The sequence below is a fragment of the Collimonas sp. GW821-FHT02H07 genome, from assembly GCF_059421505.1.
Genome location: NZ_JBWKVC010000003.1, coordinates 385,013 through 410,234 on the forward strand (window position 1 = coordinate 385,013; position 25,222 = coordinate 410,234).

Sequence of the window (25,222 nt, forward strand, 5' to 3'; positions counted from 1 at the left end):
ATGAAAAACTGGATCCGGCTCAACAAGGGATTTTTGCTATTCCTCTTTCTCTTCGGGATATTCCGTACCGCCGTGGCTGACTGGAATCCGATCCCGTCCGGCTCCATGCGCCCCAACCTGCTGGAAGGCGACGTGGTGTTCGTCAACCGCCTGGCGTTCAACCTGAAAGTACCGCTGACCAATATCGTGCTGGGCCATCTGGGCGAGCCCAGGCGCGGCGATATCGTCACCTTCTTTTCGCCGCTGGACGACACCCGGCTGATCAAGCGCGTCATCGCCCTGCCCGGCGACACTGTGGAAATGCGCGATGAAAAGATGATCATCAACGGCAAGGAAGCCAGCTATGCAGTATTGGACAGCGCGCCTGAACCGATGGACCGTGGCAGCATCGTCGCCCTGCGCCTCAACGAAAAGATGGGCAGGGAGCAGCATCGCATCCAGGTTCTGCCCGAGGTCAACGCCAACCGCAGTTTCGGCCCGATCACGGTGCCGCAGGATCACTACCTGATGCTGGGCGATAACCGCGACAACAGCGGCGACTACCGCCACTTCGGCTTCGTGCCGCGCGAGCTGCTGATCGGGCGCGCCGAACGGATCCTGGTGTCGGCCGACATCAAGGGCAACTGGATGCCGCGCACAGAACGCTTCGGCATGGCCCTGCAATAAACTGGGGACAGCGGCGCGCCTGATTGCCGAGTTCGACCGCAAGAACCAGAGTTCCCTCGCGCAGGACAAGCAGTATCTTTCAAGTTCGCGGCGCCTGCCGCTCAACTTGAAAGATACGCGCCATGAACCTGATTGAACTGTGCCTGCTGGCGGCGATCTGGGGCGCCTCCTTCCTGTTCCTGCGCATCGCCGCGCCGGAGTTCGGCCCGCTGGCCCTGATCGCCCTGCGCGTCGGCATTGCCGCCCTGGTGCTGGCGCCGGTGCTGCGCTCCACGCTGGCGCGCCGCCAGTTGCGCGCCAAGGCCTGGCCGCTGCTGGTGGTCGGCATCAGCAATTCGGCGCTGCCGTTCGGCCTGTTTGCCTATTCCACGCTGTATGTCAACGCCGGCCTGGACTCCGTCCTGAACGCCACCACGCCGATCTGGACCGCGCTCATCGCCGCCGCCTGGTTCCAGGCCAGCCTCGGCCGCCGGCAGATCACCGGCCTGCTGCTGGGGTTGGGCGGCGTGGTGCTGCTGGTGTGGGATACCTTTGGCGCAGGCATTCCCGGCGTGCCGCTGGCGATCGCCGCCGCGCTGCTGGCCACTGTCTGCTACGGCTTTGCAGTGAATTATTCGAAACGCCGCCTGGCCGGCATACAGCCGCTGGTGGTCGCTTTCGGCAGCCAGTTCTTTGCCGCCATCGTGCTGCTGCCGGTGGCGCTGCCGTTCTGGCCGCGGCAGGCTATCGCCGCCTCGACCTGGATGTGCGTGGCGGCGCTCGGCGTGGTCTGCACCGGCCTTGCCTACATTTTGTATTTCCGCTTGATCGAGCGCGTGGGTGCGGCGTATGCGGCATCGGTAACGTTCCTGATCCCGGTTTTCGGGCTGATATGGGGGGCGCTCTTTCTCAGCGAAAAGGTCACGCCGGCCATGCTGGGGACGGCCCTGGCCAGCGGCAAGCTGGAAAATCTGCCCGGCGGAAGGCGCAAAGCCGGCCTGAGGGTTGAGCAAAGGCTTTCCTCAGAAATAAAAATCAATAATAAATCAACATAAAATCACTATTTATTATTGTTTTACGATAATTTTAGACTAGAATACGGCAATCCTATCAACAAGGAAGCGCCGTGACGCCGGATTTCATCACTCTCGCTCGCCGTTGCCTGGCGACATTTTGCTCGTGGCTGGCCATCGCCATCATGGCGCTATACCTCGGCTTCAAGGTCATGCCGCACCTTGGCGTCCACGGTTCCGTGAAAATGGGCTTCCGCGCCGCCGCGGCCGACCGCGCCATGGCAAGCCTTGGCAACGCTTTCAATTTCCATATTTTCATTCATCTGAATTATCCACAATGACAGCGCCTAACAGACCGGACATGCAACAGGATCGTATTGCCCAGACCAGCCAGCGCATGGCAAGCGTGACCATGCTGCTGCTGATCGCCATGCTGGTTTTCAGTATTGGCGGCTGGCTGTTTCCGCATGAATTTACCCGCTTCAGCGATTACTCCAACGCCGCCACGCAGCTCGGCATCGATCCGGCCAGCCTGCCTGCATGGCAGCTTGTGGGCGCTATCGTTATCGCCAATATCCCTTTGCTGGCGCTCGGCTATGGTTTGCATCAGCTGCGCGCCCTGTTCCAGCGCTATGCACGCGGTGAATATTTCTCCGCGGCGGCAGCCATCCATCTGGGCAGGGTCGGCCAAAGCCTGGCCTGGTGGGTCGTGCTGGGCGTTCTCTGCCAACCGCTGTCCAGCATCTGGCTGACCATCATGCGGCCGGTCGGCCATCGCCTGATCAACGTCGGCTTTGGCAGCAGCGAAGTGGTTTCCCTGTTCATGGCAGCCTCCATCACCGTGATTGCCCGCATCCTGCAGCGCGCCAGCGAAGTCGACGCTGAAAACCGGCAGTTCGTCTGAGGAAGTAGATGAGTATCGTCATCACGCTGGACGTCATGCTGGCAAAACGCAAGGCGAAATCGAAAGACCTGGCGGCCGCCATCGGCATTACCGAACAGAATTTGTCGCTATTAAAACAGGGCAAGGTGAAAGGCGTGCGGCTGGAAACCCTGGAAGCGATCTGCCGCTACCTTGACTGCCAGCCGGGCGACCTGCTGAGCTATGAGCCGGACGGTGCCGCACCCGACGCCGGCGCAGAATGAACCCGCGGGGCTAGCTGCCGCAACCGGTCAATCACTGTGTGAAGATAATATGCCTGATGCAAGCCGCTGGCCCTCAGCTCCCTATTCGCGTGCAATGCACTGGGGCATCCTCGCCTCCCTGCTGTTGCACGTCGTGCTGCTGCAAATATTTTTGCATCGCCAGCCGGCGCCGCCCGCAGCGGCCCGCAGCGCATTCGCGGACATGACGCTGTTCCTGCTGCCGACACCGCAGCCGAGGCTGCCGCCAGCACAGATGCAGCGCCTGGAGCCCGCCGCAGCGCAGGCAGCGCAAGGCAGTTCCCGTCGGCCGGCATCCGATAGCAGCAAGAAAAACGTGACGCTGCCCTTGGCTGCATCGCCGATCGTCAATCAGGTAATTCACGCGGAGGCAAAAGAGCTGCCGGCGCCGCCCGAACCGCGGCCTCGCCTGGATCTGGATGCTGCCGTGAAAATGGCCGGGAAGATCGCCAGGGATCCAAACGGCATGCGCGACGACCGGGCGGTCGCCCAATTGAAAAGCCATCCGCTGGAAGCGGGCAATCCCGACAGCCGCCTGGCGCAAGACATACAACGCAGTGCACGCGCCGATTGCCTGCAAAGCCAAAGCTCAACGGGCCTGCTGGCGCCGCTCTTCCTGATTGCCGATGCAGTGACGTCAAAAAAAGATGGGGGCTGCAAATGGTAGGCGGCTGCAGATTGATGCGCCGGAATGGAATGCTCATGCTCGGCAGGAACGATCCTGCCGAAATGCAGGAGATGGTCCGTTCGGATCACACGCCGATAACGCGGCGCGCCTCGCGCTCGGCCAGTTCCAGCGCCGCTTGCTCGGTCTTTACCGGCCGCCCGCAGCCTTTGCCTATGGTTTGCACGAAAACCTGATCGCCACGCTGCGTCGATACCTGGATCACGCCCTTGAACATGCCTCCCGGTGCTGGAGCAACCCGCGCTTCGACCGTCTTGTTTCCCTTGGTTTCTTTAAAGGCCATTTCGCTCTCCATTGTGATCGTGGCGTGATATTAGCATGCACGTCAGGCCGATCGATCTTGCCCGCGAGTTGGCTGCAACCGGCCGCGCCCCTTGGCATTTCCATGCCTGATTAATTTTTCTTCAGAAAAATGCAGGCTCATGGTAAGTTTGGCATCAAGCATTCCGCCCACTCAAAGCTACCATCATGAAGATAAACGTCGCCATCACCCTGAACATCAGTGACGATCCGCAGCAATCGATCTGGTATAACGGCGCCAACCAGAATTGCTTTTTCCTCTACCAGCTGCTGCGGAAGTCGCCGCTGGTCGACCATGTCTGGCTGGTGCACAGCGACGGCATCAAGAATTACCCTGCCGGCCTGCTGATGGGAGACCTGCAGCGCGCGTTGCGGCCCATTTCGAGTGTGCTGGACAAGACTGACCTGCTGATCGAGATGAACGGCTTCGTGTCGCCGGAACACGTCGAACAGGTGCGCCGGCGCAAGGGCAAGGCAGTGTCGTTCCGCTTTGGCAACGACTACGTGATCGCCGTCGAGACCATGACCTTCGGACGCGATCAGTGGCAGCCCAACCCCCATCGGGTAACATTCGACGAGCTGTGGACCAATCCCCAGCACGTCCACACCTGCAAGAGCTATTGGGAAAGCGTCTACAAAGCGCCGGTGCACGTGCTGCCGCATATCTGGGCGCCCTATTTCATCGAGGCGGCGCTGGCGGCAAATCCTGAACTGCGGCAAAAATGGGGCTACCGCAACCACGGACCAGCCAAGCGGGTGGCGATTTTCGAGCCGAACATCAATGTCGTCAAGAGCACCCTGATACCGATGCTGGCGGCCAACCAGTTTTACATTGCTCACCCTGCCCTGCTGGCGCATGTGTTCATGACGAATACTTTCCAGCTCAAGGAAAACATCGCGTTCAAGCATCTCGCCCTGGGCCTGGAGATCGTCAAGGATGGCAAGGCCACGGCCGATCACCGCTTTCCGTTCTGCGCCTTCGCCGCCGAGCACACCGATATCGTGATTTCCCATCAATGGGAAAACGGCCTCAACTATCTGTTCTATGACGCGCTGTATGGCGGCTATCCGCTGGTGCACAATTCGCCGTACCTGAGCGAGGCAGGCTATTACTACCGCGATTTCGATGTTGCCGATGGCGCCAGGGCGCTGGCCGAAGCCGCTCTGTCGCACGACCAGAACGTGGACGCTTACGCGGCCAGGGCGCAGGCATTCCTGCACACCGTCGACGCCACGGCGGAGGAAAATATTGCCGCGTATACGCAGCGCATCGGCGCCCTGTTCGGCCCGCGCTGATTTAATCCAAGGCGGCATTAGCAGCCGCAAGAAAAAAATTATCCAGGAAAAATAGAGCAATGAATAACGACGACAAGCTGAAATCGCTCGGGATACTGATGTATATCGACGACCATCCCAATATGCTGGAGGATTTCAGCTGGATCTACAAAAGCTGGATCTATAGCGGCAACTGGCGCAGCTCCGACCTGGTCGCGGTGTGCAATCCGAAAGTCCTGGACAAACTGCCCGGCGACGATCCCGGCGTCATTAAAATTCCATTTGAACCGGTCGCAGTCGAAGGCAGCATCTGGCAGGGCTATCCCTTCATCAATTCCATCGCTTGCCTGAGCGGCCCGCACACCGACGATCTGCAGCAGCGCTACAAATGGCTGCTGAGGACCGACGCCGACGTCTTCCTGACCGAGCATCTATGCGGATTGCGGCCCAACACGCCGGTCCACGGCAACGGCCAGTACCTGTATACAACACCGGAAACGTGGGACAAGATGCTGAATTTCTGCCAGCGCCACGGCTTCCAGCATCACCGCGTATTCGGCTGCGGCCATTCGCTGCTGGCGCCCAGCGGTCACGTTTTATTCTTCGTCAGGGAACAGACCCGGGTGTCCGAGCTGGTCTTGCGGGATTTCGGCAGCAATACGGGCCAGTGGCCGGGCTGGTTCCGCGGCGTGACCACCATGTACGCGGCGGAGATCGTGGCGAATCATCACTACGGCGCGTTTCTTGAGCACGGCAAGACACAGATCCTGGACGTGCCCAGCTACAGCGTCGGCGCCATCGACCACATGACTTTCCACATCCACGGGATTCATACCGACGATTATTTTTCCAAGCACCACTACCGCGCCGGAAAATACGCGCACATCGATCCGCAGACGCTGGACCGGAGCAAAATCAACCAGTACTGCCATTGGATCGTGACGACGCCGCTCGATGAAATCAAGCGGCTGGCCGACTATCCCTATTAGCGGCGGCATGCCGGCAGGCAGCGCGGCAAAGCCATCGTCGCGACTGCATCAAACTGAAACCAACAGGGCTGAGTCCTGTGCAATACAGGACCCAGCCCTTGGCCACTCAGCAAACCTTGGTTCACGTCCATGGCTGCATTATTGATTGCGTATCAAGTGCATCGAATTGAAACACAGTGTTGTTTCATCTGATGACTGCAGAGAGCGATCAAAAATGGCTAGCCTGCAGCTGCTTCAATATCTGATAGGCGGCAGTCACTCGCGGCTCAGCGGGAGAAGATTTATTCACCAGCATCACAATACCCATCTTGCGGGCCGGAATAAAGGCAGCGTATGCCGCGAAGCCGCCGGTCGCACCGGTTTTGTTGATCAGCACATCAGCCTGGGGCGGCGCCGGCGGGCTCAGCGTCGCGACCTTATTGGTCTGATATATCATCGCATCGGCATTCCCTGCCAGCACCTGGGCAAGACTTGCCGAACCGGGATACATTTCCCATATCAAACCCTGCGTCATTTCGCCCGCCTTGAAATATCCTGTGTGCGTGTCGCTTATCGCGCGCTGCAATTTTTCATCCAGCTTGAGCACCTGCATGTTGGCGTCAATGAAGCGTATCAAATCGGCGGTATTGGTTTTCACGCCGTAGGCTTCGGCCGCCAGCACACCGGGATTCAGCCGGACCGGCGCATCCGCCTTGTTGTAGCCCTGCGCGTAATTTTTCATCTGGCTCGCCGGCACCGTGATGTAGCTGTGCTTCATGCCCAATTCAGGAAATAATTTTTTTTCAATCGCATCCTCATAAGATGCCTGCATGCTCTTGGCCACAATCACACCGAGCAGGCCGATGCTTGGATTTGCGTAAGTCCTGGCGGTGCCGGCGGCATACGCAGGCTGCCAGTGCTTGAAATAATCCATGAGCTGATCGTTGTCATGGATATTATCCGGAACTTGCAGCGGGAAACCGCCGGCCGTATGCGTGCCCAGGTTGAGCAGGCTGACGTGGTCGAAGCTGCTGCCGCGCAAGGCGGGCAAATATTGACTGACGTTGCCGGTCAATGAAAGCTGGCCATTGACCTGGGCGTAAGAAGCCAATGTCGCCGTAAATGTCTTGCTCACGGAACCGATTTCAAACAGCGTCTCGCTGGTTACCGGCTGCCCGGTTTCCTTGGACGCCACGCCATAGTTGTAGAAGTAATTCTTGCCGTCGATGGCGACGGCGATTGCCATGCCCGGGATACCGTATTTCTGCAGCAGCGGCTGCACGGCACCATCGACGATTTCCTTGACCCTGGACTGATCGATATTGCCGGCAGCGTGGCCGCTGGCGGAGATAAAACAACTTGAAACGGCTATTGCCTTCAACATGCCCGTAACTTTTCTATGCATGATTAGATGCCTCTCTGAACGTGATTGAAGAGATTTTCCGCAAGCGGATCTGTGGTGCGGCGCATGGCCTGGACCGTGCAAAGCACGATCACTTCGGCACCAGGATATTAAATGGCTTGCCGGGCGCCAGCACCCAGCTCGCAATGACTTTCGCGCCCGCCGGCCCGGCTTTGGTGACATGCACCACGTTGGCCGCCATCTGATAGCTGCCGCCCGCATGGAGCACCAGGTCCGGCTTACCGTCCACCTGGACGATCAACTCACCTTCAAGGACGTAGGCGAGCTCGGGTCCGGTGGCCATGTGGCGCGGCTTTGCCGCATTGGGCGGGAATACGGCAATCCCCATGCCCATCTGGCGACCGCTGCCCTCCAGGCCGATTCTTTGCAAGACTTGCGTCTCTTTTGCATCAGGCGCCTTGTCGGCAGCCATCACGGATTGCGCGGTCAGGATGGCCGCCAGCAGGACGGGGATAGAGCGGTGGATTGTCACGAAAGCTCCTCATGGCGACTCGATTAATCAAAATTTCTAATGCTACGCAGTTTTACCGCCAAATCTGAGCATGACCTTCCAAAAGCGGCAAACCAAGGCTCTCGGAAGCCGCCGCGATAGACAGCGAGAAATTCCGGAACGTTGTGAAGGCGTCAATATCGCATCTGGGCGGACAACTAACAAGCGAGAATAATTTTGACGAGACAAAAGAAAATCTTATGACTCTGCGTGAATGCGGCGTGACTGTCCTGCGGCGCTTCCCAGCGCCGACTGACAATGTGCCGGGAGTGCGAGCGCGCAGCAGGCGTTACAGGCCTGGGCCTGCAACGTCCTTCGAGCACGTTCCATGCGGTGTTGCCGGTGCAGCAGGATTCATTCAGAACGCATCGCCGGGCACGCGCACCCATCCCTCCATCAGCACCCGGGCGCTGCGGCTCATGATGGCTTTGGTCACGCTCCATTCGCCATTGACCTGGCTGGCTTCCGCGCCCACCCGCAAGGTGCCTGAAGGGTGTCCGAAGCGCACCGCATTGCGCGCTCCGCCGCCGGCAGCGAGGTTGACCAAGGTGCCCGGTATCGCCGCGGCGGCGCCGATGGCGACCGCTGCGGTGCCCATCATGGCGTGATGCAGCTTGCCCATGGACAGCGCACGCACCAGCAAGTCGATATCGCCGGCGGCGACCCGCTTGCCGCTGGAGGAAACGTAGCCGGCCGGCTTGGCGACGAACGCCACCTTCGGGGTGTGCTGGCGGTTGGCGGCTTCATCCAGCTGCTGGATAAGGCCCATGCGCAGCGCGCCATGCGCGCGTATGGTCTCGAATTTTTTCAGCGCCGCGGCATCGCCGTTGATGGCGTCCTGCAGCTCGGCGCCGCTGTAGCCGAGCGCTTCGGCATTGAGGAAGATGGTCGGGATGCCGGCATTGATCATGGTGACCTTGAGCGTGCCGACTCCCGGCACGTCGAGATCGTCGACCAGATTCCCGGTGGGGAACATGGATCCGCCTGCGCCGTCTTCGTCGGCGGCCGGATCCATGAATTCAAGCTGCACTTCCGCTGCGGGAAAGGTGACGCCGTCGAGCTCGAAGTCGCCGGTTTCCTGCACCGCGCCGTTCGTAACAGGCACGTGCGCGATGATGGTCTTGGCGATGTTGGCCTGCCAGATGCGGATGGTTGCCATGCCGTTTTGCGGAATGCGGCTGGCGTCCACCAGGCCGCTGGCGATGGCGAAGGAGCCGACCGCAGCGGACAGGTTGCCGCAGTTGCCGCTCCAGTCGACAAATGCCTTATCGATGGCGACCTGGCCGAACAGGTAATCGACATCGTGATCCGGTTGGCTGCTCTTGGACAGAATCACTGTCTTGCTGGTGCTCGAGGTCGCCCCGCCCATGCCGTCAATCTGCTTGCCGTAAGGGTCGGGGCTACCGATGACGCGCAGCAGCAGCGCATCGCGCGCAGGGCCGGGTTTCTGTGCCGCTGCCGGCAAGTCCTGCAGCCGGAAGAACACGCCTTTGCTGGTGCCGCCACGCATGTAGGTGGCGGCGATCTTGATCTGGGGTGCGTGGGTCATTTCATGCTTTCCTATTAATGGGCAGAGTCATCTGTGGTCTGGAGTCATCTGGGGTCGGAGTCGACTTTCGCGGCGCTTTATCGCGAAACTCGACTCTGACCCCACATGACGGATTCGGAGAAAGAAAGAATGCATTCATGGTTATGTTTTCTAACGACGCGTCATGTACTCCGTGGCCCGCTAAGTGGGGTCAGAGTGAAGTTTCTGCAAAAAACGCGCAGAAAGTTCACTCTGACCCCAGTTAGCTGCGTGAGTCATCTGGGATCGGGAGTCATCTGGGGTCGGAGTCGACTTTCGCGGTGCTTTATCGCGAAACTCGACTCTGACCCCACATGACGGATTCGGAGAAAGAAAGAATGCATTCATGGTTTTGCTTTCTAACGACACGGCATGTACTCCGTGGCCCGCTAAGTGGGGTCAGAGTGAAGTTTCTGCAAAAAACGCGCAGAAAGTTCACTCCGACCCCAATTAGCTGCGTGTGTTAAGCGCGACGTAAATCAGGTTACGCTTTGATCGACCAGCGCCTTGTCAGGCAACCGCCGACGATTCGAGGAAGTCCTGGGCGAAACGTTGCAGCACGCCGCCGGCTTCGTAGATCGACACTTCCTCTGCCGTATCGAGGCGGCAGGTGACCGGCACTTCCACGCGCTCGCCGTTCTTGCGGTTGATGACCAGCGTCAGCGTGGTGCGCGGCGTGCGTTCGCCCAGCACGTCGAAGGTTTCGCTGCCGTCGATCTGCAAGCTGATGCGGTTGACGCCGGGCTTGAATTCCAGCGGCAGCACGCCCATGCCGACCAGGTTGGTGCGGTGGATGCGTTCGAAGCCTTCCGCCGCGATGGCTTCCACACCGGCCAGGCGCACGCCCTTGGCGGCCCAGTCTCGCGAGGAACCCTGGCCGTAGTCGGCGCCGGCGATCACGATCAGCGGCTGCTTGCGTTCCATGTAGATCTCGATGGCTTCCCACATGCGGGTGACCTTGCCTCCCGGCTCGACGCGGGTCAGCGAGCCGGCTTTGACCTTGCCGTTTTCCTTCACCATTTCATTCTTCAAGGTCGGGTTGGCAAAGGTGGCGCGCTGCGCGGTGAGGTGATCGCCGCGGTGGGTGGCGTAGGAATTGAAATCCTCTTCCGGCAGGCCCATCTTGGCCAGATATTCCCCCGCTGCGCTATCGAGCATGATGGCGTTCGACGGCGACAGGTGATCGGTGGTGATGTTATCGCCCAGCACCGCCAGCGGCCGCATCCCTTTCATCGTGCGGGCGCCCGCCAAAGCGCCTTCCCAGTATGGCGGACGGCGGATGTAAGTGGTCTGCGGACGCCAGTCGTACAGCGGGCTGACCTTCTCGCCGTTGTCGGCGACCACGGCGAACATCGGTTCGTAGACCTTGCGGAACAGTTCCGGCTTGACGCTGGCAGCGACGATGGCGTCGATTTCTTCATCCGATGGCCAGATGTCTTTCAGGGTGACCGGGTGACCGGCGGCGTCGATGCCGAGGACATCCTTTTCGATATCGAAACGGATGGTGCCGGCAATCGCGTAAGCCACCACCAGCGGCGGCGAAGCCAGGAAAGCCTGCTTGGCGTAAGGATGGATGCGGCCGTCGAAGTTGCGGTTGCCGGAGAGGACGGCGGTGGCGTACAGATCGCGCTCCACCACTTCTTTCTGGATGACCGGATCGAGCGCGCCGCTCATGCCGTTGCAGGTGGTGCAGGCAAAGGCGACGACGCCGAAGCCCAGTGTTTCCAGCTCAGGCAGCAGGCCGGCGGCTTCCAGGTACAGCGCGACCGTCTTGGAACCGGGCGCCAGCGAGCTCTTTACCCATGGCTTGCGCAGCAGGCCGCGGGCATTCGCATTGCGCGCCAGCAGGCCGGCGGCGATCATGTTGCGCGGATTGTTGGTGTTGGTGCAGCTGGTGATGGCGGCGATGATGACGGCGCCGTCCGGCATCAGGCCTGGCTCGTTCTCTACCGTGCCGCTGATGCCGCGCGCCGCCAGCTCGGAGGTCGGCACGCGATTGTGCGGGTTGGATGGGCCGGCAATATTGCGCACCACGGAAGACAGGTCGAACTTGATGACGCGCTCGTACTCGGCGTTTTTCAGGCTGTCGGCCCACAGGCCGGTTTCCCTGGCGTAGGTTTCCACCAGCTTGACCAGCGCATCGTCGCGGCCGGTGAGCTTGAGGTATTTGATGGTCTGCTCGTCGATGTAGAACATCGCGGCGGTGGAGCCGAACTCGGGAGCCATGTTGGAAATGGTGGCGCGGTCGCCCAGCGTCAGGTGGGAAGCGCCCTCGCCGTAGAACTCGAGATAGGAAGACACGACCTTTTGCGCACGCAGGAACTCGGTCAGCGCCAGCACGATGTCCGTCGCCGTGATGCCTGGCTGCGGCTTGCCGCTCAGCTCGACGCCGATGATGTCCGGCAGCCGCATCCAGGAAGCGCGTCCCAGCATCACGCTTTCCGCTTCCAGGCCGCCGACGCCGATGGCGATCACGCCCAGCGCGTCCACCATCGGCGTGTGGCTGTCGGTGCCGACCAGCGTGTCCGGGAAGGCGACGCCGTCCTTCACCTGGATCACCGGCGACATGCGCTCGAGGTTGATCTGGTGCAGGATGCCGTTGCCAGGCGGGATCACGTCGACGTTCTTGAACGCCTTCTTGGTCCAGTTGATGAAATCGAAGCGGTCTTCGTTGCGGCGGTCTTCGATGGCGCGGTTCTTGTCGAAGGCGTCGGCGTCGAAGCCGCCGCACTCGACCGCCAGCGAGTGGTCTACCACCAGCTGGGTCGGCACCACCGGATTGACCAGGGCCGGGTCGCCGCCTTGCAGGGCAATGGCGTCGCGCAGGCCGGCGAGGTCGACCAGCGCGGTCTGGCCCAGGATGTCATGGCACACCACGCGCGCCGGGAACCATGGGAAATCGAGGTCGCGCTTGCGTTCGATGAATTGCTTGAGGGAGGCGGTCAGGGTGGCCGGATCGCAGCGGCGCACCAGGTTTTCGGCCAGCACGCGCGAGGTGTACGGCAGTTTGTCGTAGGCGCCGGGCTGGATGGCATCGACCGCGGCCCGCGTGTCGAAGAAATCCAGCTGGGTGCCGGGAAGAGGTTTGCGGTTTGCTGTGTTCATGGCTCAGTCGGGAAAGGAAGCATCATCTAATTACGTCTGGGCGACCCCGTCATTCCCGCGAACGCGGGAATCCACATTGCCGGCGATGGCAGGAAAAATGGATCCCCGCGTTTGCGGGGATGACGGAGTGCTCAGCGCTAGCGTTTTGCGATCGGCACAAACTCCAGATTATCCGGGCCGACATAGTTGGCCGACGGGCGGATGATCTTGTTGTCGATGCGCTGCTCGATCACGTGCGCGGCCCAGCCGGAGGTGCGGGAGATCACGAACAGCGGCGTGAACATCGCGGTCGGCACGCCCATCATGTGGTAGGACACGGCCGAGAACCAGTCCAGGTTCGGGAACATTTTCTTGACTTCCCACATCACGCTTTCCAGCCGTTCGGCGATATCGAACATCGCGGTCGAACCGGCTTCCGCCGACAGCTTGCGCGCGACTTCCTTGATGACTTTGTTGCGCGGATCGGAGACGGTGTACACCGGATGGCCGAAACCGATCACCACTTCCTTGTTCTCGACGCGGCTGCGGATATCGGCTTCGGCTTCATCCGGATTGTCGTAGCGTTTCTGGATTTCCAGTGCGACTTCATTGGCGCCGCCGTGTTTCGGGCCGCGCAAGGCGCCGATCGCACCGGTGATCGCCGAGTAGAAATCGGAACCGGTGCCGGCAATCACCCGGCTGGTGAAAGTGGAAGCGTTGAACTCGTGTTCCGCATACAGGATCAGCGAGACGTGCATCGCCTTTTCCCACGCGGCGGACGGTTTCACGCCGTGCAGCAGGTGCAGGAAATGGCCGCCTATCGATTCGTCGTCGGTTTCGACCTCGATGCGCTTGCCGTTGTGGCTGAAGTGATACCAGTACAGCAGCATGGAGCCGAACGACGCCATCAGGCGGTCGGCGATGTCGCGCGCGCCGGGTGCATTGTGGTCTTCTTTCTCCGGCAGCGTGCAGCCCAGCACCGAGGCGCCGGTGCGCATCACGTCCATCGGATGGGAGGCGGCAGGCAGCGCTTCCAGCGCGGCCTTGACGCTGGCGGGCAAACCGCGCAAGGATTTCAGCTTGCTCTTGTAACCCTTGAGCTCGGCGCTGGTCGGCAACTTGCCGTGCACCAGCAGATAGGCGATTTCCTCGAATTCGCAAGTGTCGGCGATATCCAGGATGTCATAGCCGCGGTAATGCAGGTCGTTGCCGGTCTTGCCAACCGAGCATAGTGCGGTGTTGCCCGCGGCGACGCCGGACAGCGCGACGGATTTTTTTGGTTTGAATGCGGTTGCTGGTGCTTCGCTCATTTTTTAGTCTCCGGACGGAAAGGAATTGATGTGTCTTAAATTCGGGTGATTATTTTTTCTGGGCTGCAAACAGCGCATCCAGATGCTGCTCGAAATCGTGATAGTTGATCCGCTCGTACAATTCCATGCGGGTCTGCATGGTGTCGACCACGTTCTTTTGCGTGCCGTCGCGGCGGATCGCGGCGTACACGTTTTCGGCGGCCTTGTTCATGGCGCGGAAGGCCGATAGCGGATACAGCACCAGGCCGACATCGGCTGACTTCAACTCTTCTACCGTAAACAATGGCGTGGAGCCGAACTCGGTGATATTGGCCAATACCGGCACCTTGACGGCTGCGGCAAACTGCTGATACATCGCCAGCTCGGTGATCGCTTCCGGGAAGATCATGTCGGCGCCGGCTTCAACGCAGGCGATTGCGCGCTCCAGCGCGGATTCCAGCCCTTCCACCGCGAGCGCGTCGGTACGCGCCATGATGACGAAACTGTCGTCGGTGCGGGCATCGACCGCAGCCTTGATGCGGTCGACCATTTCTTGCTTGCTGACGATTTCCTTGTTGGGACGATGACCGCAGCGTTTGGCGCCGACCTGGTCTTCGATGTGGATCGCCGCCGCGCCGAACTTGATCATCGATTTGACGGTGCGCGCCACATTGAAGGCGCTGGCGCCGAAGCCGGTATCCACATCGACCAGCAAAGGCAGGTCGCAGACATCGGTGATGCGGCGCACGTCGGTCAGCACGTCGTCCAGATTGGAGATGCCGAGGTCCGGCAAGCCGAGCGAACCGGCCGCGACGCCGCCGCCGGACAGGTAAATCGCCTTGAAGCCGGCGCGCTTGGCCAGCAAGGCGTGATTGGCGTTGATCGCGCCGATCACCTGCAACGGCGATTCTTCTTGCACTGCCTTGCGGAAGGCGGCGCCTGCGGAATACTGACTCATGGGTTCTCCTGATAGATTGCACACTGGGTGCACTGTTTCATGCAGATATCTGCATCGGGGTTTTATCGTTATAGAGCAATCGTCATGCCAAGCAAGCCGCAATATCTGCACACATGGCAGGGCAATAAAATAATGCAATCAAATCAATCGCCTACAAAATCAGATGGCAATAAGACAATTTTCTTGAGTCCGGATGAAACAATCGAATTGTTTCATTTCATGTTACATTCATACGCATTGAAACATGCGTGCAACACACGGTGAAACATGCCCCCTTCCCCTCAGCCCCCTGCCCGGCGTGAGCCCGGCGATGCCGGCGACCACAGCCAAAAACCAGCGATCTGGACCGTCTCGGTCTCGCGCCTGTCCGACCTGTTCCGCGACATTACGCTGGAATACGACGACCGCGCGACGATCGAGCCTATCTATCTGGGATTCGACGAGGCCGCGCGCCACATCCGCGAACGGATGGAAACGGAGCGCTGCGATGCCGTGATCGCCGCCGGTTCCAACGGCGCCTATCTGAAAAGCCGGCTGTCGGTGCCGGTGGTGATCGCCAAGGCCAGCGGCTTCGATGTGCTGCAGGCCTTGTCGCGCGCGCGCCAGATCACGCCGGACATCGGCATCATCACCTACCAGTCGACCATGCCGGCGCTTAAGGAATTCCAGAACGCCTTCGGTTTCAATATCCAGCAGCGCGACTATGCCACCGAAGAAGATGCGCGGGCGCAGATCCATGAACTCAAGGCCGGCGGCGTCAAGGCCATCGTCGGCGCCGGCCTGATCACCGACCTGGCCGAAGAAGCCGGGCTGGCCGCGGTGCTCGTCTATTCCGCGGCATCGATCCGCCAGGCCTTCGACGATGCGCTGGAAATCGCCCGCCTGACGCAACTGGAAGCTGGCCGCAGCCACGGCCGTGGTACGCCGGTTGCCGACACGTTGCGCGCCAAGCATGGCATCAACGATTTGCGCGGCGATTCGGCGGCGATGGAAACCCTGCGCCAGTCCATCGTGCTGTACGCCAAATCGCAGGCCACGGTGCTGATCCAGGGCGAAACCGGCAGCGGCAAGGAACTGGTCGCGCAAGCGATCCACCGTGAAAATCCGCGCGCGCTGATCGGCAACAAGCCGTTTGTCGCGGTCAATTGCGGCGCGATTGCGGAATCGCTGCTGGAATCGGAACTGTTCGGCTATGAAGAAGGCGCCTTCACCGGCTCGCGCCGCGGCGGTCACGCCGGCCTGTTCGAAGCGGCCCATCGCGGCACGCTGTTCCTGGATGAAATCGGCGAAATGCCGCTGGCGCTGCAGACCCGTTTGCTGCGCGTGCTGGAAGAACGCGAGGTGGTGCGCGTCGGCGGCACCCGGCCGATTGCGGTCGATGTGCGCATCATCAGCGCTACCCACTGCGACCTGGAGCGGCGCGTGCGCGAAGGCCGTTTCCGCGCCGACCTGTTCTATCGCCTGGCCGTGCTGCGCTTGACGCTGACGCCCTTGCGCGAGCGCCCGCAAGACTTGATCGCGCTGGCCGAATGGTGCCTCAAGAAATCCCTGGCCGCGCTGGGCGCCCGCCCGCATCCGAACCTGCATGCTGAAATCGTCGCTTGCCTGCCCCTGCTCAGCGCCTATGCCTGGCCCGGCAACGCGCGCGAAGTACGCAACCTGATGGAAAGAGTGGCGCTGTTCCTGGCAGCCGAACCGCTGCAGGCATTGTCGCCCGCCTTCTTGCTCAGCGTCGCGCCGGAATTCGGCCAGCCATCTGCCGCCGCACCAGCTGCCGCTGCCGCCGCCGCCGCACCGCAGGCCGCGGAAAACATCGCGCAGGTGCTGGCCCGTTTCGGCGGCAACCGCGAAGCCGCGGCCAGGCATCTCGGCATCAGCCGTACCACCCTTTGGCGCAAGATCAGGAAGCAATAAGCATCGGCAATCGCGGTAGTTACCCACACCAGTTTCGACGCTCAACGATCCCCGGGTCGAAACTTTCCTGCCTACTTATACGGACAGGAAAGCTTATATTCCCTCACGCTCCAGTCCGGCAAGCACATCGTTCATCAGTGCTTCAAACTTGGGTAATGAACTGGTCAGCACGGGCAGATTGACCACCCTGGCGAGATGTTCCAGGCGTACGCACGCAGCAACAACCGTCTGTTCGCGAATCATGGAAAATGCCCCCTTGATCGAATGCAGCCGCTCCTGCACTTCCTTGATATCCCCTGTTGCCAGTGCACGATGAATCGCAGCGATGGAATTGGCGCTGCTTGCGCGCAGGGTCTGCAGCAAATCTTCGCTCAGGACAGGTTTCTTTTGATCGAGCGCACTCAATGACACCGGCCGCATGCCGCCCTGCATATACTTTCGCACCATTTGATCGATGTCATCCAACGACATCGGCTTCAACAGCACGTCGGTAATGCCAACTTGCTTGCATCGGCTGTGTTCTTCGGCGGAAGCATGGGCGGTGATGGCGATGATCGGCAATTGCGCTCCCCGGCGGCGCAAAAACGTCGCCAGGGTATAGCCATCCATGCCCGGCATGCTTAAATCGGTGAACACCATGTCATAAGCATTCTTTTCAAAAAACGCCAGTGCATCGCTGCCGTTACTGGCCATGTCCGCCTGATAGCCGAGCGCGGCAAATTGATCGCGAATCAATGCCAGGTTGACCTCATGATCCTCCACTACAAGTATCCTGGCATGCCGTTCGGCCGGCATGGTTTCCGCTGCCGTCTCGCTCTCCATGACTGCATCAACGGCCCCGTTCGGCGCAAACGCTTGTGCGATCGCTTTATACAGGCCGTCAAGGCAGTAGCAGGACACCATGCTGCGTTTTCCTTTGGTCACAACGGTTCTGGGGCCATCCTCGGTGGCGTCGATCGTCCACGATGCCTTTTCGCAGGCCATATCTTCATCGGCGAAGGTCCAGTCGCGCGGATTGCCGAAAATGAGCAACGGCACTGCCGTCACGGGCATCTCTGCCGGATCGGCAATCACTTGGACGTTGATCCCCCAATGCCTGAGCTGGTCGCCGACAGAGGTTTGCCACTCAGGGGCCGAACAAAGCATGACCATGTCCGGCATGCCGGCAAACGGCGCGCACCATGCAGCAGCATCGGCATCAACCTGCAATGGCAGGCTGACGGTAAACGTACTGCCGGCAGCGCTGCGGCGATCAAGCGTAACAGCGCCGCCCATCAGTTCTGCCAGGCGTTTGCAGAGCGCAAGCCCTAGTCCGCTGCCGCCGAAGCGCCGGCTGATCGAAACATCGCCCTGTACGAATGGTTCAAACAGTGCGGCGCGCCGCGCTGCCGTGATGCCAATACCCGTATCGCATATGCTGACGGCCAATAGCGGCGACTTGCCGTCCGCGCTGAGCGCATGGCCGTCGACAACGACGCTGATCTTGCCGCTGTCGGTAAACTTGATCGCGTTGCTGAGCAAGTTCAGCAAGATCTGGCGCAAGCGCGCAGGATCGCCGAAATAGAAACGCGGCTGATCGGGCGTGACCGTGTAGAACAGATTCAGCCCTTTGGCGTCGGCCAGCGGAGAAAAGATGGTAACTGCCTGTTCGATCGTATCGATCACGTCGAAACGTATATTTTCAAGCGTCATTTGGCCGGATTCGACTTTTGAAAAATCCAGAATGTCGTTGATAATGGCAAGCAGAGCCCGTGACGAAGAGTTCACCGTGCGCAGGCGGTCGGCCTGCATTTCGGTCAATTCCGAGCGGCCAAGCAATTCCAGATTGCCAAGGATCGCATTCAAGGGTGTGCGTATCTCATGACTCATGGTCGCCAGGAACGCAGATTTTGCCTGGTTGGCGGCGTCTGCAGCGATGCGTGCTTCTTCCAACTTCTGTTCAATGAGCTTGCGCGCCGTAATATCGGAAAAGCTGCACAGCAGGACATCTACGCCCTGGTATTTCGTCCCGATCAAATTGGTCAGTAAATGTGATGTCCTGCCGTCCGGCGAGGCAATCGCCAAATCATGATGCATCAGCTGCTTGCCCTGAAGATTGCCGGGCTTGGCCAGCCTGTCCCAATACAAATCAAGAAATTTTCTTCGCAAGGGCTGCGCCTCATCGTCATACGACCGCATCACGTCATTTTGCATCAAGGTTTCGCCGGTGCTTATCGACAAAAGACTCAGGCCCACCGGCGCGATGCCAATGATGGTGCGATTCAGGTTTTCGCTTTCAAACACGCGTTGCGAACGCCGATATATCGGCATGAATACCTTGCGGTCAAACAGAAGCAAAAAAATCCAGAGTGAACTGAGTACGACCGTTGTTCCAATCGCGTACGCCAATAGCAGCGGCCATCGCGCTTCCAGTATGGTGCGCCAGGAATACGCGTAGACCAGTATCCAGCCGGTATCCGATAAAGGTTCGCTGATGGTGAATGTGCCGTTTTCATAGAAAGGCTCCGATGTATAGAGCTTTTCTTTCCAGCTTTTGGAATCGACGACACGCTGAGTCAAGCCAGGGTCGACTGAGTTATTGTGCGAGGCATCCAGCATCAATTTTCCGTTGGCGTCAAGAACAATGAAATTGCCATCAAAAGGAGTGCGGCTAAGACTATCTTTCAATAATTTCATTGGCTGATCGCTGACAAATACGATGAAGACACGACCGTCTTCGTCAAAGGCAGGCTCTACCAGCTTGAAGGCTTCTTCATTGGTCAATGGATCCCGGGTGGCCGGCAGCCATGTAATTTTTCTTGATTCGCGCCATTGCCTGGCAACGGCGGGATCATTCAGATCGCCGATATCGGGAGCAATTCTGCGAATCAGATCGCCTGCATCCCTGGCGCCGAGAACCTTGATCGGATCACCTGATGCCGGCGGTGGCGTGAAAGAAATAAAGGTATGTTCCGGATTGAATACATATCCGTGAAAATTGACATTTCGCTGGCGAGCGCCGGCTGTCGCGGGATACGCCTGCTGTTCAACAAACGATAAATATTCCGCATACCTGCTGGCCGGAAGCTGTGGCCCTATCTGTGCCAGCACAAGCTGCGGATCCAGATTCTTGTTGGCCTGGACTACTACGCGACCGCCTTTTGCAGAAAAATCGCTCAACAATTTTTCAGGAGGTTTGCGTTGATCCGCCCATATCAATTCCGCGTTGATCAAGCCGCGACGCAACGTCGCCTGCCGCACTTCAATTTCCTGCAGGAACAAAGCCTTGTGGGTCAGGTAGATGTAACGGCCATCGGCAATGTAATCCTTCATAGAGGACCACGTCGCCAACGCGCAAGCGATCAAGATCATGACGGTCAAGGCAATACCGCCTCCCCAAAGCAGTCCGCGCTGATACCGGCCGAGCAGTCCGAGCTCGCTCATTTTTTTCACCGATGCGGCAACCTTGTTTCTTCCTTTGGAAAAAGCATCAGAATTTGTCGAAATTGCCATATGGTTGCCCTTCCTGAAGCATGCGAAATTTTTTCTATATTGCTCAGAGTCTAACTTTGCAAACTGGGATTGCGGATATTTTTTCGCTGCAAATTCACATATTCAATTTATGGGACCAGACCTATTATTTCTTTAAATAATTTCATACCCGTCTCATTGTTGCCAGCCGCAATCCCCGATACAGTGGCTCATTATGGAGATCGTTCCCAGGGCGGGAAATATTCAAAACTAGGTAGGACAAATTGAAACAGGAACAAATACAAAAAATTGCGCGACTTCTGCTCGGTTATGCCAATCTCTCCGATGACGAGGCCCTGCATTTCACTAATATCATGAATCAGTTTATTTTCGCTTCGTCCGTCCGCAAACGGCAGATGAAAGAATGCTGGGAGCAAGAAGGCCAGCCGGCCATAAATAAAAGCAACAAAAACCAGCTTCTTTAGCATAGACTTATCAAAAAATATTACCAGTCAACAAGGATATGACACCACTCTCGATACGCGTCGTTGTCGCCGACGACCACCCCGCAATCATCAAGGGCATCCAGCAAGAGCTCGCTGAAGCCAAGACTGTCGATTTGGTGGGCACGGCCGGTAATTCCACGGAATTGATCAATTTGCTTGATAAGCATCCCTGCGATGTCCTGGTGACTGATTATGCAATGCCTGGCGGTGAATACGGCGACGGGTTGGCGTTGTTTAAATTTATCCAGCGGCGTTATCCAAACATCAATATTATTGTCATGACAATGCTGGATAACCCAGCGGTGTTACGCACCCTGATCGCCAGTAAAATCCACTGCGTCCTCAGCAAGTCCGACGATTCCAGCTACCTGCTTCCTGCCATCCATATCGCCCACTCTGGCGGCGAGTATTTTTCGCCAACCATGCGTGTGATCATGCAGACTGTCACACGCGGCAACAAGTCTGCGATCGACCTCACCAAACGCGAGCTGGAAGTTGTGCGCCTGCTCGTTTCCGGATTAACTGTCAACGAAGTCGCAGAACAGCTCCATCGCAGCAAACAGACCGTCAGCGCTCAAAAAATCAACGCCATGAAAAAACTGGGGATCGAGCGCGATGCCGACTTATTCAAATACGCCATGGAGGTAGGTTTAATAACTTCATCCGCCATGCCGCCTTGAACTGGTTTGAACACATTCCGCTAACTTGCCATCAACAGGGAGTTCAGCAAGCCGGATTTGAACCGACTCCGCTTCCTCAAGCAAGCTGTCAGCAGATCAGGCGATGCCAACGCGGCTTCATCAGCGAATATCTATTCACACCAGGCTGGCGAAGACAATCTTGCGATGATTTTTCTCACCAAACTTCGTCCGAAGTCACAACACTCCACTCCCTTCACATTTCCCTCAAACGCTTTCTCGCAGCAATACTGTCAATACTGTCGCGTTGCATCGAGGCTATCCGCATCGTCCTTTCAGGCCCCTTTGGCTGATCGGAAATTGCGCATCAGCATGCAATAAATCTCCAGCTATCTGACGTCAATCAGTTTCCATGTCAACGGAAGTCCCATTTTCTTACGGGGAGGAGTGCAATCATTGAGTGTTTATTCAACAGCTATCGAGTCGGGAAGAATGCAGGGCGTATAGCGATTCATCAATTGAACCCATTCCGAGCCGGCCACTATCTCAGTCAATTCGTCAGATCCGGCGGGGGCTGCTACCGCTGATGCCATTAACGCCCGGAATTGATCGCGATATTCGGTCCGGCTCATTTGCCTACGTATTTTTTCCTCAACCCGCTTCGTATATGCGCTGCTGAATGCCGCTAATCGCTGCATCATTTCCCGTAAATCGGAATCGTCGCCAGCAACTGCCGGCAGCTGTTGCCATAGGGAGATTTCATTCCACCGCCTGAATCGCATATATACCGTACTCCATTTACCGAACTCCGGAGGAAGCAATGCCCACTTGACGTTTTGCTCAGAAATCAAAATCATCGCTTCGATAAACAGCCGATTGTCCCTGCCTTTTGCGCCGGCATCTCCTATCCTGCCAAGCAGAACGGGTTCCAGTTTTTCCCATTGAGCGTCGCTAAGTTTCATCACTCTATACCTCCTTATCTTTTCGCAGGCATGCGCACCATGGATGCGATCATGCAAAACGGGGCACCCGATCATCGAGCGCCCCACCCTTCATTTATCGTGTAGCCATGAGCAACAAGACAGCTTAATTCCAGCTATATTTCATGCCCACCTGGCCCTTCACCGCGTAGTAGTCGCCCAGGTCGGTCTCGACACCGAGCAGCGCTGATACCGAGATCGCCTTCGTGACCTGCCCCTGCAGGCCAACCTTGACTTCCGCCCGGTCGCGCGGCAGGTCGTCGCGGAAGACGTTGCCATCCATCGTCATCGACGGCGCCGACTGGCTGCCATGCCACCAGTTCAGCTCGCCGTAGGGACGCATGTCCGGACCGGGACCATCCGCCGATGAACCGTGCAAGCGCACGCCCAGGCGCGTCAGCAGGTTGCTGCTGTTCTGGCCGCCGACCGCTGTCCCGCCGACCTCCGTGAAATCACCGGCGCGATAGCGTCCGTAGACGATCTGCGCTTGCGGCTCAAGGTACAGCTTGGTCTTGTCCTGATCGTAGATCGGGAACGAGTAGCCGCCTTCGACCGATGCCGTCAGCGTGCGCGAACGGTATTGCTCGGTCGCCAGGCCGGCGCCGCCCACCGTGTTGTTGTAACGGCCTGCCATCAGCCAGCTATCCACATACGGGCCGGACAGGATGTCGCGGTTGCCGTACCAGGTGCCGTACAGGCCGACGTTGTAGCCGTCCACCGTACCGCGCGCCGTGCCCAGCGTATCGCCCGACCACAGCTGGGTGCGGTTGGTTGACCAAGTCGTGGCAGTGCCGTACATGCCCATCACGCCAACGCGGAAACTGCCGTCGCCGCCATCCTTGAAGCGCAAAACGTCCGCACCGACATGGATCAGGCGTTGCTTGGCTTCGACGTCGAGACTGCCGCCGGCGCTCTTGCGCGAAATGTCCTGGCCTTCCACCCGCGCCCAGGCCGCGCCGTCGATGCCGCCCGCGGTATCTTCCGCGGTCATGCCCGGCGCCTGGCCCTGGCGCTGGTGCAGCGTATGCACGGACATCGTCGAAGCCGCCTGGCGGTTGCCGAAATAGGCGCCCACTTCCGGGCTGATCACGGGAATGAGTGGCTCCGGAGGCGGCGGCTCCGGCTTGCACTTTGTCTCATCGGTACACGGTTCTGGAGGCGGCGGCTCCGGCTCGCACTTTGACCCAGCGGTACATGGCTCCGGCGGCGGTTCCACAGGAGCAGCAGCCGACACCAGATACCAGTCGTCCGCCACGCCGCCATTGCCGCCGCGCTTGAGGCGATAGTCGTAACCGCCGGCGGCAATCGTGTTCTTGCCGCTGCGGTAGCCGTCCGAAGCTGGGTCCAAGGTAAACGCGTCGGGGTTGGTCGTGGCGCCATTCAGCGTCTCGACGATCTGGATGCCGACATTGGTCTGCGCCCCGCTGCCGCCTGCATGCTTGACGATCACGCCGGTATCGCCCGATACATTGACGCTACCCGGGTTGCTGCAAGAACTGACGCCAATACTGAGCGGTCCACCGCCACCGCCCGGGGTGCCAGGCTGGCAGCCGTCGATGACCAGCTTATCGGTTCCCGCGCTGTCGTCGCCCCAGAAGGTATTGACCAGCAGCTTGCCGCCGTGGCCGACATAATTGCCCTGGATGGTCAGCGCACCGAAGGTGTTGTTGCCGGCGCCGGCGCTGCCCGGTGCGATGATGCCGGCATTGCTGACGTCGCCGACAACCCGGCCATAGCCGGCCAGCGTGCCGCCGCTGTTGATGGCGGTGATCGGCGTGCGCAACGTGCCTTCGACATGCAAGGTGCCGCTGTTGATGTCGGCGCGGGTATCGAAGCGGCCTGTGCCGTTGAGGGTCCAATCCTGGCCGTTCATGGCCAGGGTCTGGAAACCACTAAATTTGTCGAACTCTTCGCTGTCGCTGCCTTCCAGGATCAAATCATTTGTGCCGCCGATGCCGCCAACCACGTTACCGTTCAATACCGATCCGGTGTCCAGCGTCAGTTGATTATGGGTTGGGATGCCATGCTGATCAAACACGATCGCATAGCCGCCGGTACCGGTAATGGTGCCGGCGTTGTAGACACGACTGTTGGCAGACTCAAGCGCGATGCCGACATCGCCCTCGATGGTTCCTGCATTATTGATCGACACTTCTGCGATTTGACCGGGATCGGTGCCAGCCAGGCGCTGAATGCCGTAGTCGCTGCCCTGGATCGTGCCGCCTGCCGGATTGTTGATCACAACATCAGGCTGATCAGGGTCGATGATCACGCCGACTTGTGCCGACGCCACCAGCGGCGCCGCGCATAAAGCCAGCGCAGCCACACTTAGCGCCACTGCACCCGGCTTGCTCGCGGCGCTCTTGCCACGTGTTTTCGTGAGTTCGGAAACGGGCACCCATGCGCCCAGTATGTGGCTCCAGATAATGCGGAATACCTTGTTCATAATGCTCGCTCCTTGGCAACTGTTAAGATTGACAGGAGCAAGCATAGGGATTTAGCCCTTGCTCAGATATTGGACAAGTAAGAAAATAATTTGAAAACAATAGGATAAGTAAGGAAATATTGATCGAATTTTGAAAGAACAAAATTTCCATCGTGCGCTAGAAATCTATGAAGCAATACACGTTCATCCCGCCATACCCAATCCTCAAAAAAAACGGGGCACCCGAACAAATCGCGCACCCCGCCTTTTCCTACCGTCCAAGTACGCTTATTGAGAATTTCATGAAACACGACAAAATCGCAGTCCGGTTTTCGTCGCGCTTAACCTACGCAGCTAGCCGGGGTCGAAGGAGCTAACTGGGGTCGGAGTGAACTTTCTGCGTGCTTTTTGCAGAAACTTCACTCCGACCCCACTTAGCGGGCCACGG

The 25,222-nt window shown here is 58.9% G+C and carries 21 protein-coding genes; 10 read left to right on the forward strand and 11 right to left on the reverse strand.

Annotation, left to right across the window (positions count from 1 at the left end; genetic code table 11):
- From lepB to AC07V8_RS07890, 6 genes are all read left to right on the forward strand, one after another.
- On the forward strand, positions 1-666 hold the full coding sequence (gene lepB, locus AC07V8_RS07865) for a signal peptidase I (RefSeq protein ID WP_494678922.1): 666 nt from the start codon (positions 1-3) through the stop codon (positions 664-666).
- A gap of 122 nt (positions 667-788) precedes the next feature.
- Entirely contained in the window at positions 789-1,700 is a 912-nt protein-coding gene (locus tag AC07V8_RS07870) for a DMT family transporter (protein WP_494678921.1), read from the forward strand.
- Positions 1,701-1,771: 71 nt separating this feature from the next.
- Entirely contained in the window at positions 1,772-1,999 is a 228-nt protein-coding gene (locus tag AC07V8_RS07875) for a hypothetical protein (protein ID WP_494678920.1), read from the forward strand.
- A 20-nt stretch (positions 2,000-2,019) separates the two neighbouring features.
- The gene (locus AC07V8_RS07880; protein WP_494678919.1) at positions 2,020-2,562 is read left to right on the forward strand and encodes a DUF2975 domain-containing protein; all 543 of its coding nucleotides are present in this window, start codon (positions 2,020-2,022) and stop codon (positions 2,560-2,562) included.
- 8 nt (positions 2,563-2,570) lie between these two features.
- Positions 2,571-2,804 carry a helix-turn-helix domain-containing protein gene (locus AC07V8_RS07885; protein ID WP_494678918.1) on the forward strand — a complete coding sequence of 78 codons (234 nt, stop codon included), beginning with the start codon at positions 2,571-2,573 and terminating at the stop codon, positions 2,802-2,804.
- Positions 2,805-2,853: 49 nt separating this feature from the next.
- Positions 2,854-3,489 (forward strand): hypothetical protein, encoded by a 636-nt coding sequence (locus AC07V8_RS07890; RefSeq protein WP_494678917.1) that lies wholly within the window; start codon positions 2,854-2,856, stop codon positions 3,487-3,489.
- Between the two features lie 85 nt (positions 3,490-3,574).
- Here the strand turns inward: AC07V8_RS07890 and AC07V8_RS07895 are convergent, their stop codons facing one another.
- Positions 3,575-3,790, reverse strand: coding sequence for a hypothetical protein (locus AC07V8_RS07895; RefSeq protein ID WP_098493626.1), 216 nt, complete (start codon positions 3,788-3,790; stop codon positions 3,575-3,577).
- Positions 3,791-3,975: 185 nt separating this feature from the next.
- Between AC07V8_RS07895 and AC07V8_RS07900 the strand changes: the two genes are divergently transcribed.
- The gene (locus AC07V8_RS07900; RefSeq protein ID WP_494678916.1) at positions 3,976-5,103 is read left to right on the forward strand and encodes a DUF2827 family protein; all 1,128 of its coding nucleotides are present in this window, start codon (positions 3,976-3,978) and stop codon (positions 5,101-5,103) included.
- A 59-nt stretch (positions 5,104-5,162) separates the two neighbouring features.
- Complete coding sequence (locus AC07V8_RS07905) at positions 5,163-6,071, forward strand: DUF7164 domain-containing protein (RefSeq protein ID WP_494678915.1); 909 nt, start codon at positions 5,163-5,165, stop codon at positions 6,069-6,071.
- 208 nt (positions 6,072-6,279) lie between these two features.
- Here the strand turns inward: AC07V8_RS07905 and ampC are convergent, their stop codons facing one another.
- The 6 genes from ampC to prpB form a co-directional block, all read right to left on the reverse strand.
- Positions 6,280-7,455, reverse strand: a complete 1,176-nt coding sequence (gene ampC, locus AC07V8_RS07910; protein ID WP_494678914.1) for a class C beta-lactamase — start codon at positions 7,453-7,455, stop codon at positions 6,280-6,282.
- An 88-nt stretch (positions 7,456-7,543) separates the two neighbouring features.
- Entirely contained in the window at positions 7,544-7,945 is a 402-nt protein-coding gene (locus tag AC07V8_RS07915) for a cupin domain-containing protein (protein ID WP_494678913.1), read from the reverse strand.
- Positions 7,946-8,321: 376 nt separating this feature from the next.
- Positions 8,322-9,512, reverse strand: a complete 1,191-nt coding sequence (gene prpF, locus AC07V8_RS07920; RefSeq protein WP_494678912.1) for a 2-methylaconitate cis-trans isomerase PrpF — start codon at positions 9,510-9,512, stop codon at positions 8,322-8,324.
- A 528-nt stretch (positions 9,513-10,040) separates the two neighbouring features.
- On the reverse strand, positions 10,041-12,635 hold the full coding sequence (acnD, locus tag AC07V8_RS07925; RefSeq protein ID WP_494678911.1) for a Fe/S-dependent 2-methylisocitrate dehydratase AcnD: 2,595 nt from the start codon (positions 12,633-12,635) through the stop codon (positions 10,041-10,043).
- A gap of 137 nt (positions 12,636-12,772) precedes the next feature.
- Complete coding sequence (prpC, locus tag AC07V8_RS07930; protein ID WP_494678910.1) at positions 12,773-13,924, reverse strand: bifunctional 2-methylcitrate synthase/citrate synthase; 1,152 nt, start codon at positions 13,922-13,924, stop codon at positions 12,773-12,775.
- 49 nt (positions 13,925-13,973) lie between these two features.
- Positions 13,974-14,861, reverse strand: coding sequence for a methylisocitrate lyase (gene prpB, locus AC07V8_RS07935; protein ID WP_494678909.1), 888 nt, complete (start codon positions 14,859-14,861; stop codon positions 13,974-13,976).
- Between the two features lie 267 nt (positions 14,862-15,128).
- On the opposite strand from prpB, the gene prpR reads away from it, so the two are divergent.
- Positions 15,129-16,775: a propionate catabolism operon regulatory protein PrpR gene (gene prpR / locus AC07V8_RS07940; RefSeq protein WP_494678908.1), complete on the forward strand. Its 1,647-nt coding sequence runs from the start codon at positions 15,129-15,131 to the stop codon at positions 16,773-16,775.
- Between the two features lie 93 nt (positions 16,776-16,868).
- Here the strand turns inward: prpR and AC07V8_RS07945 are convergent, their stop codons facing one another.
- Complete coding sequence (locus AC07V8_RS07945) at positions 16,869-20,267, reverse strand: response regulator (protein ID WP_494678907.1); 3,399 nt, start codon at positions 20,265-20,267, stop codon at positions 16,869-16,871.
- Positions 20,268-20,458: 191 nt separating this feature from the next.
- Positions 20,459-20,713: a hypothetical protein gene (locus AC07V8_RS07950; protein ID WP_494678906.1), complete on the reverse strand. Its 255-nt coding sequence runs from the start codon at positions 20,711-20,713 to the stop codon at positions 20,459-20,461.
- Between the two features lie 35 nt (positions 20,714-20,748).
- Here AC07V8_RS07950 and AC07V8_RS07955 point away from each other — a divergent pair, with 35 nt between their 5' ends.
- Positions 20,749-21,411, forward strand: a complete 663-nt coding sequence (locus AC07V8_RS07955; RefSeq protein WP_494678905.1) for a response regulator — start codon at positions 20,749-20,751, stop codon at positions 21,409-21,411.
- Between the two features lie 422 nt (positions 21,412-21,833).
- Here AC07V8_RS07955 and AC07V8_RS07960 read toward each other — a convergent pair whose 3' ends face one another.
- Positions 21,834-22,331, reverse strand: a complete 498-nt coding sequence (locus AC07V8_RS07960) for a transposase (protein WP_494679085.1) — start codon at positions 22,329-22,331, stop codon at positions 21,834-21,836.
- 124 nt (positions 22,332-22,455) lie between these two features.
- The gene (locus AC07V8_RS07965; RefSeq protein ID WP_494721455.1) at positions 22,456-24,795 is read right to left on the reverse strand and encodes an autotransporter outer membrane beta-barrel domain-containing protein; all 2,340 of its coding nucleotides are present in this window, start codon (positions 24,793-24,795) and stop codon (positions 22,456-22,458) included.
- Positions 24,796-25,222: the final 427 nt, after the last annotated feature.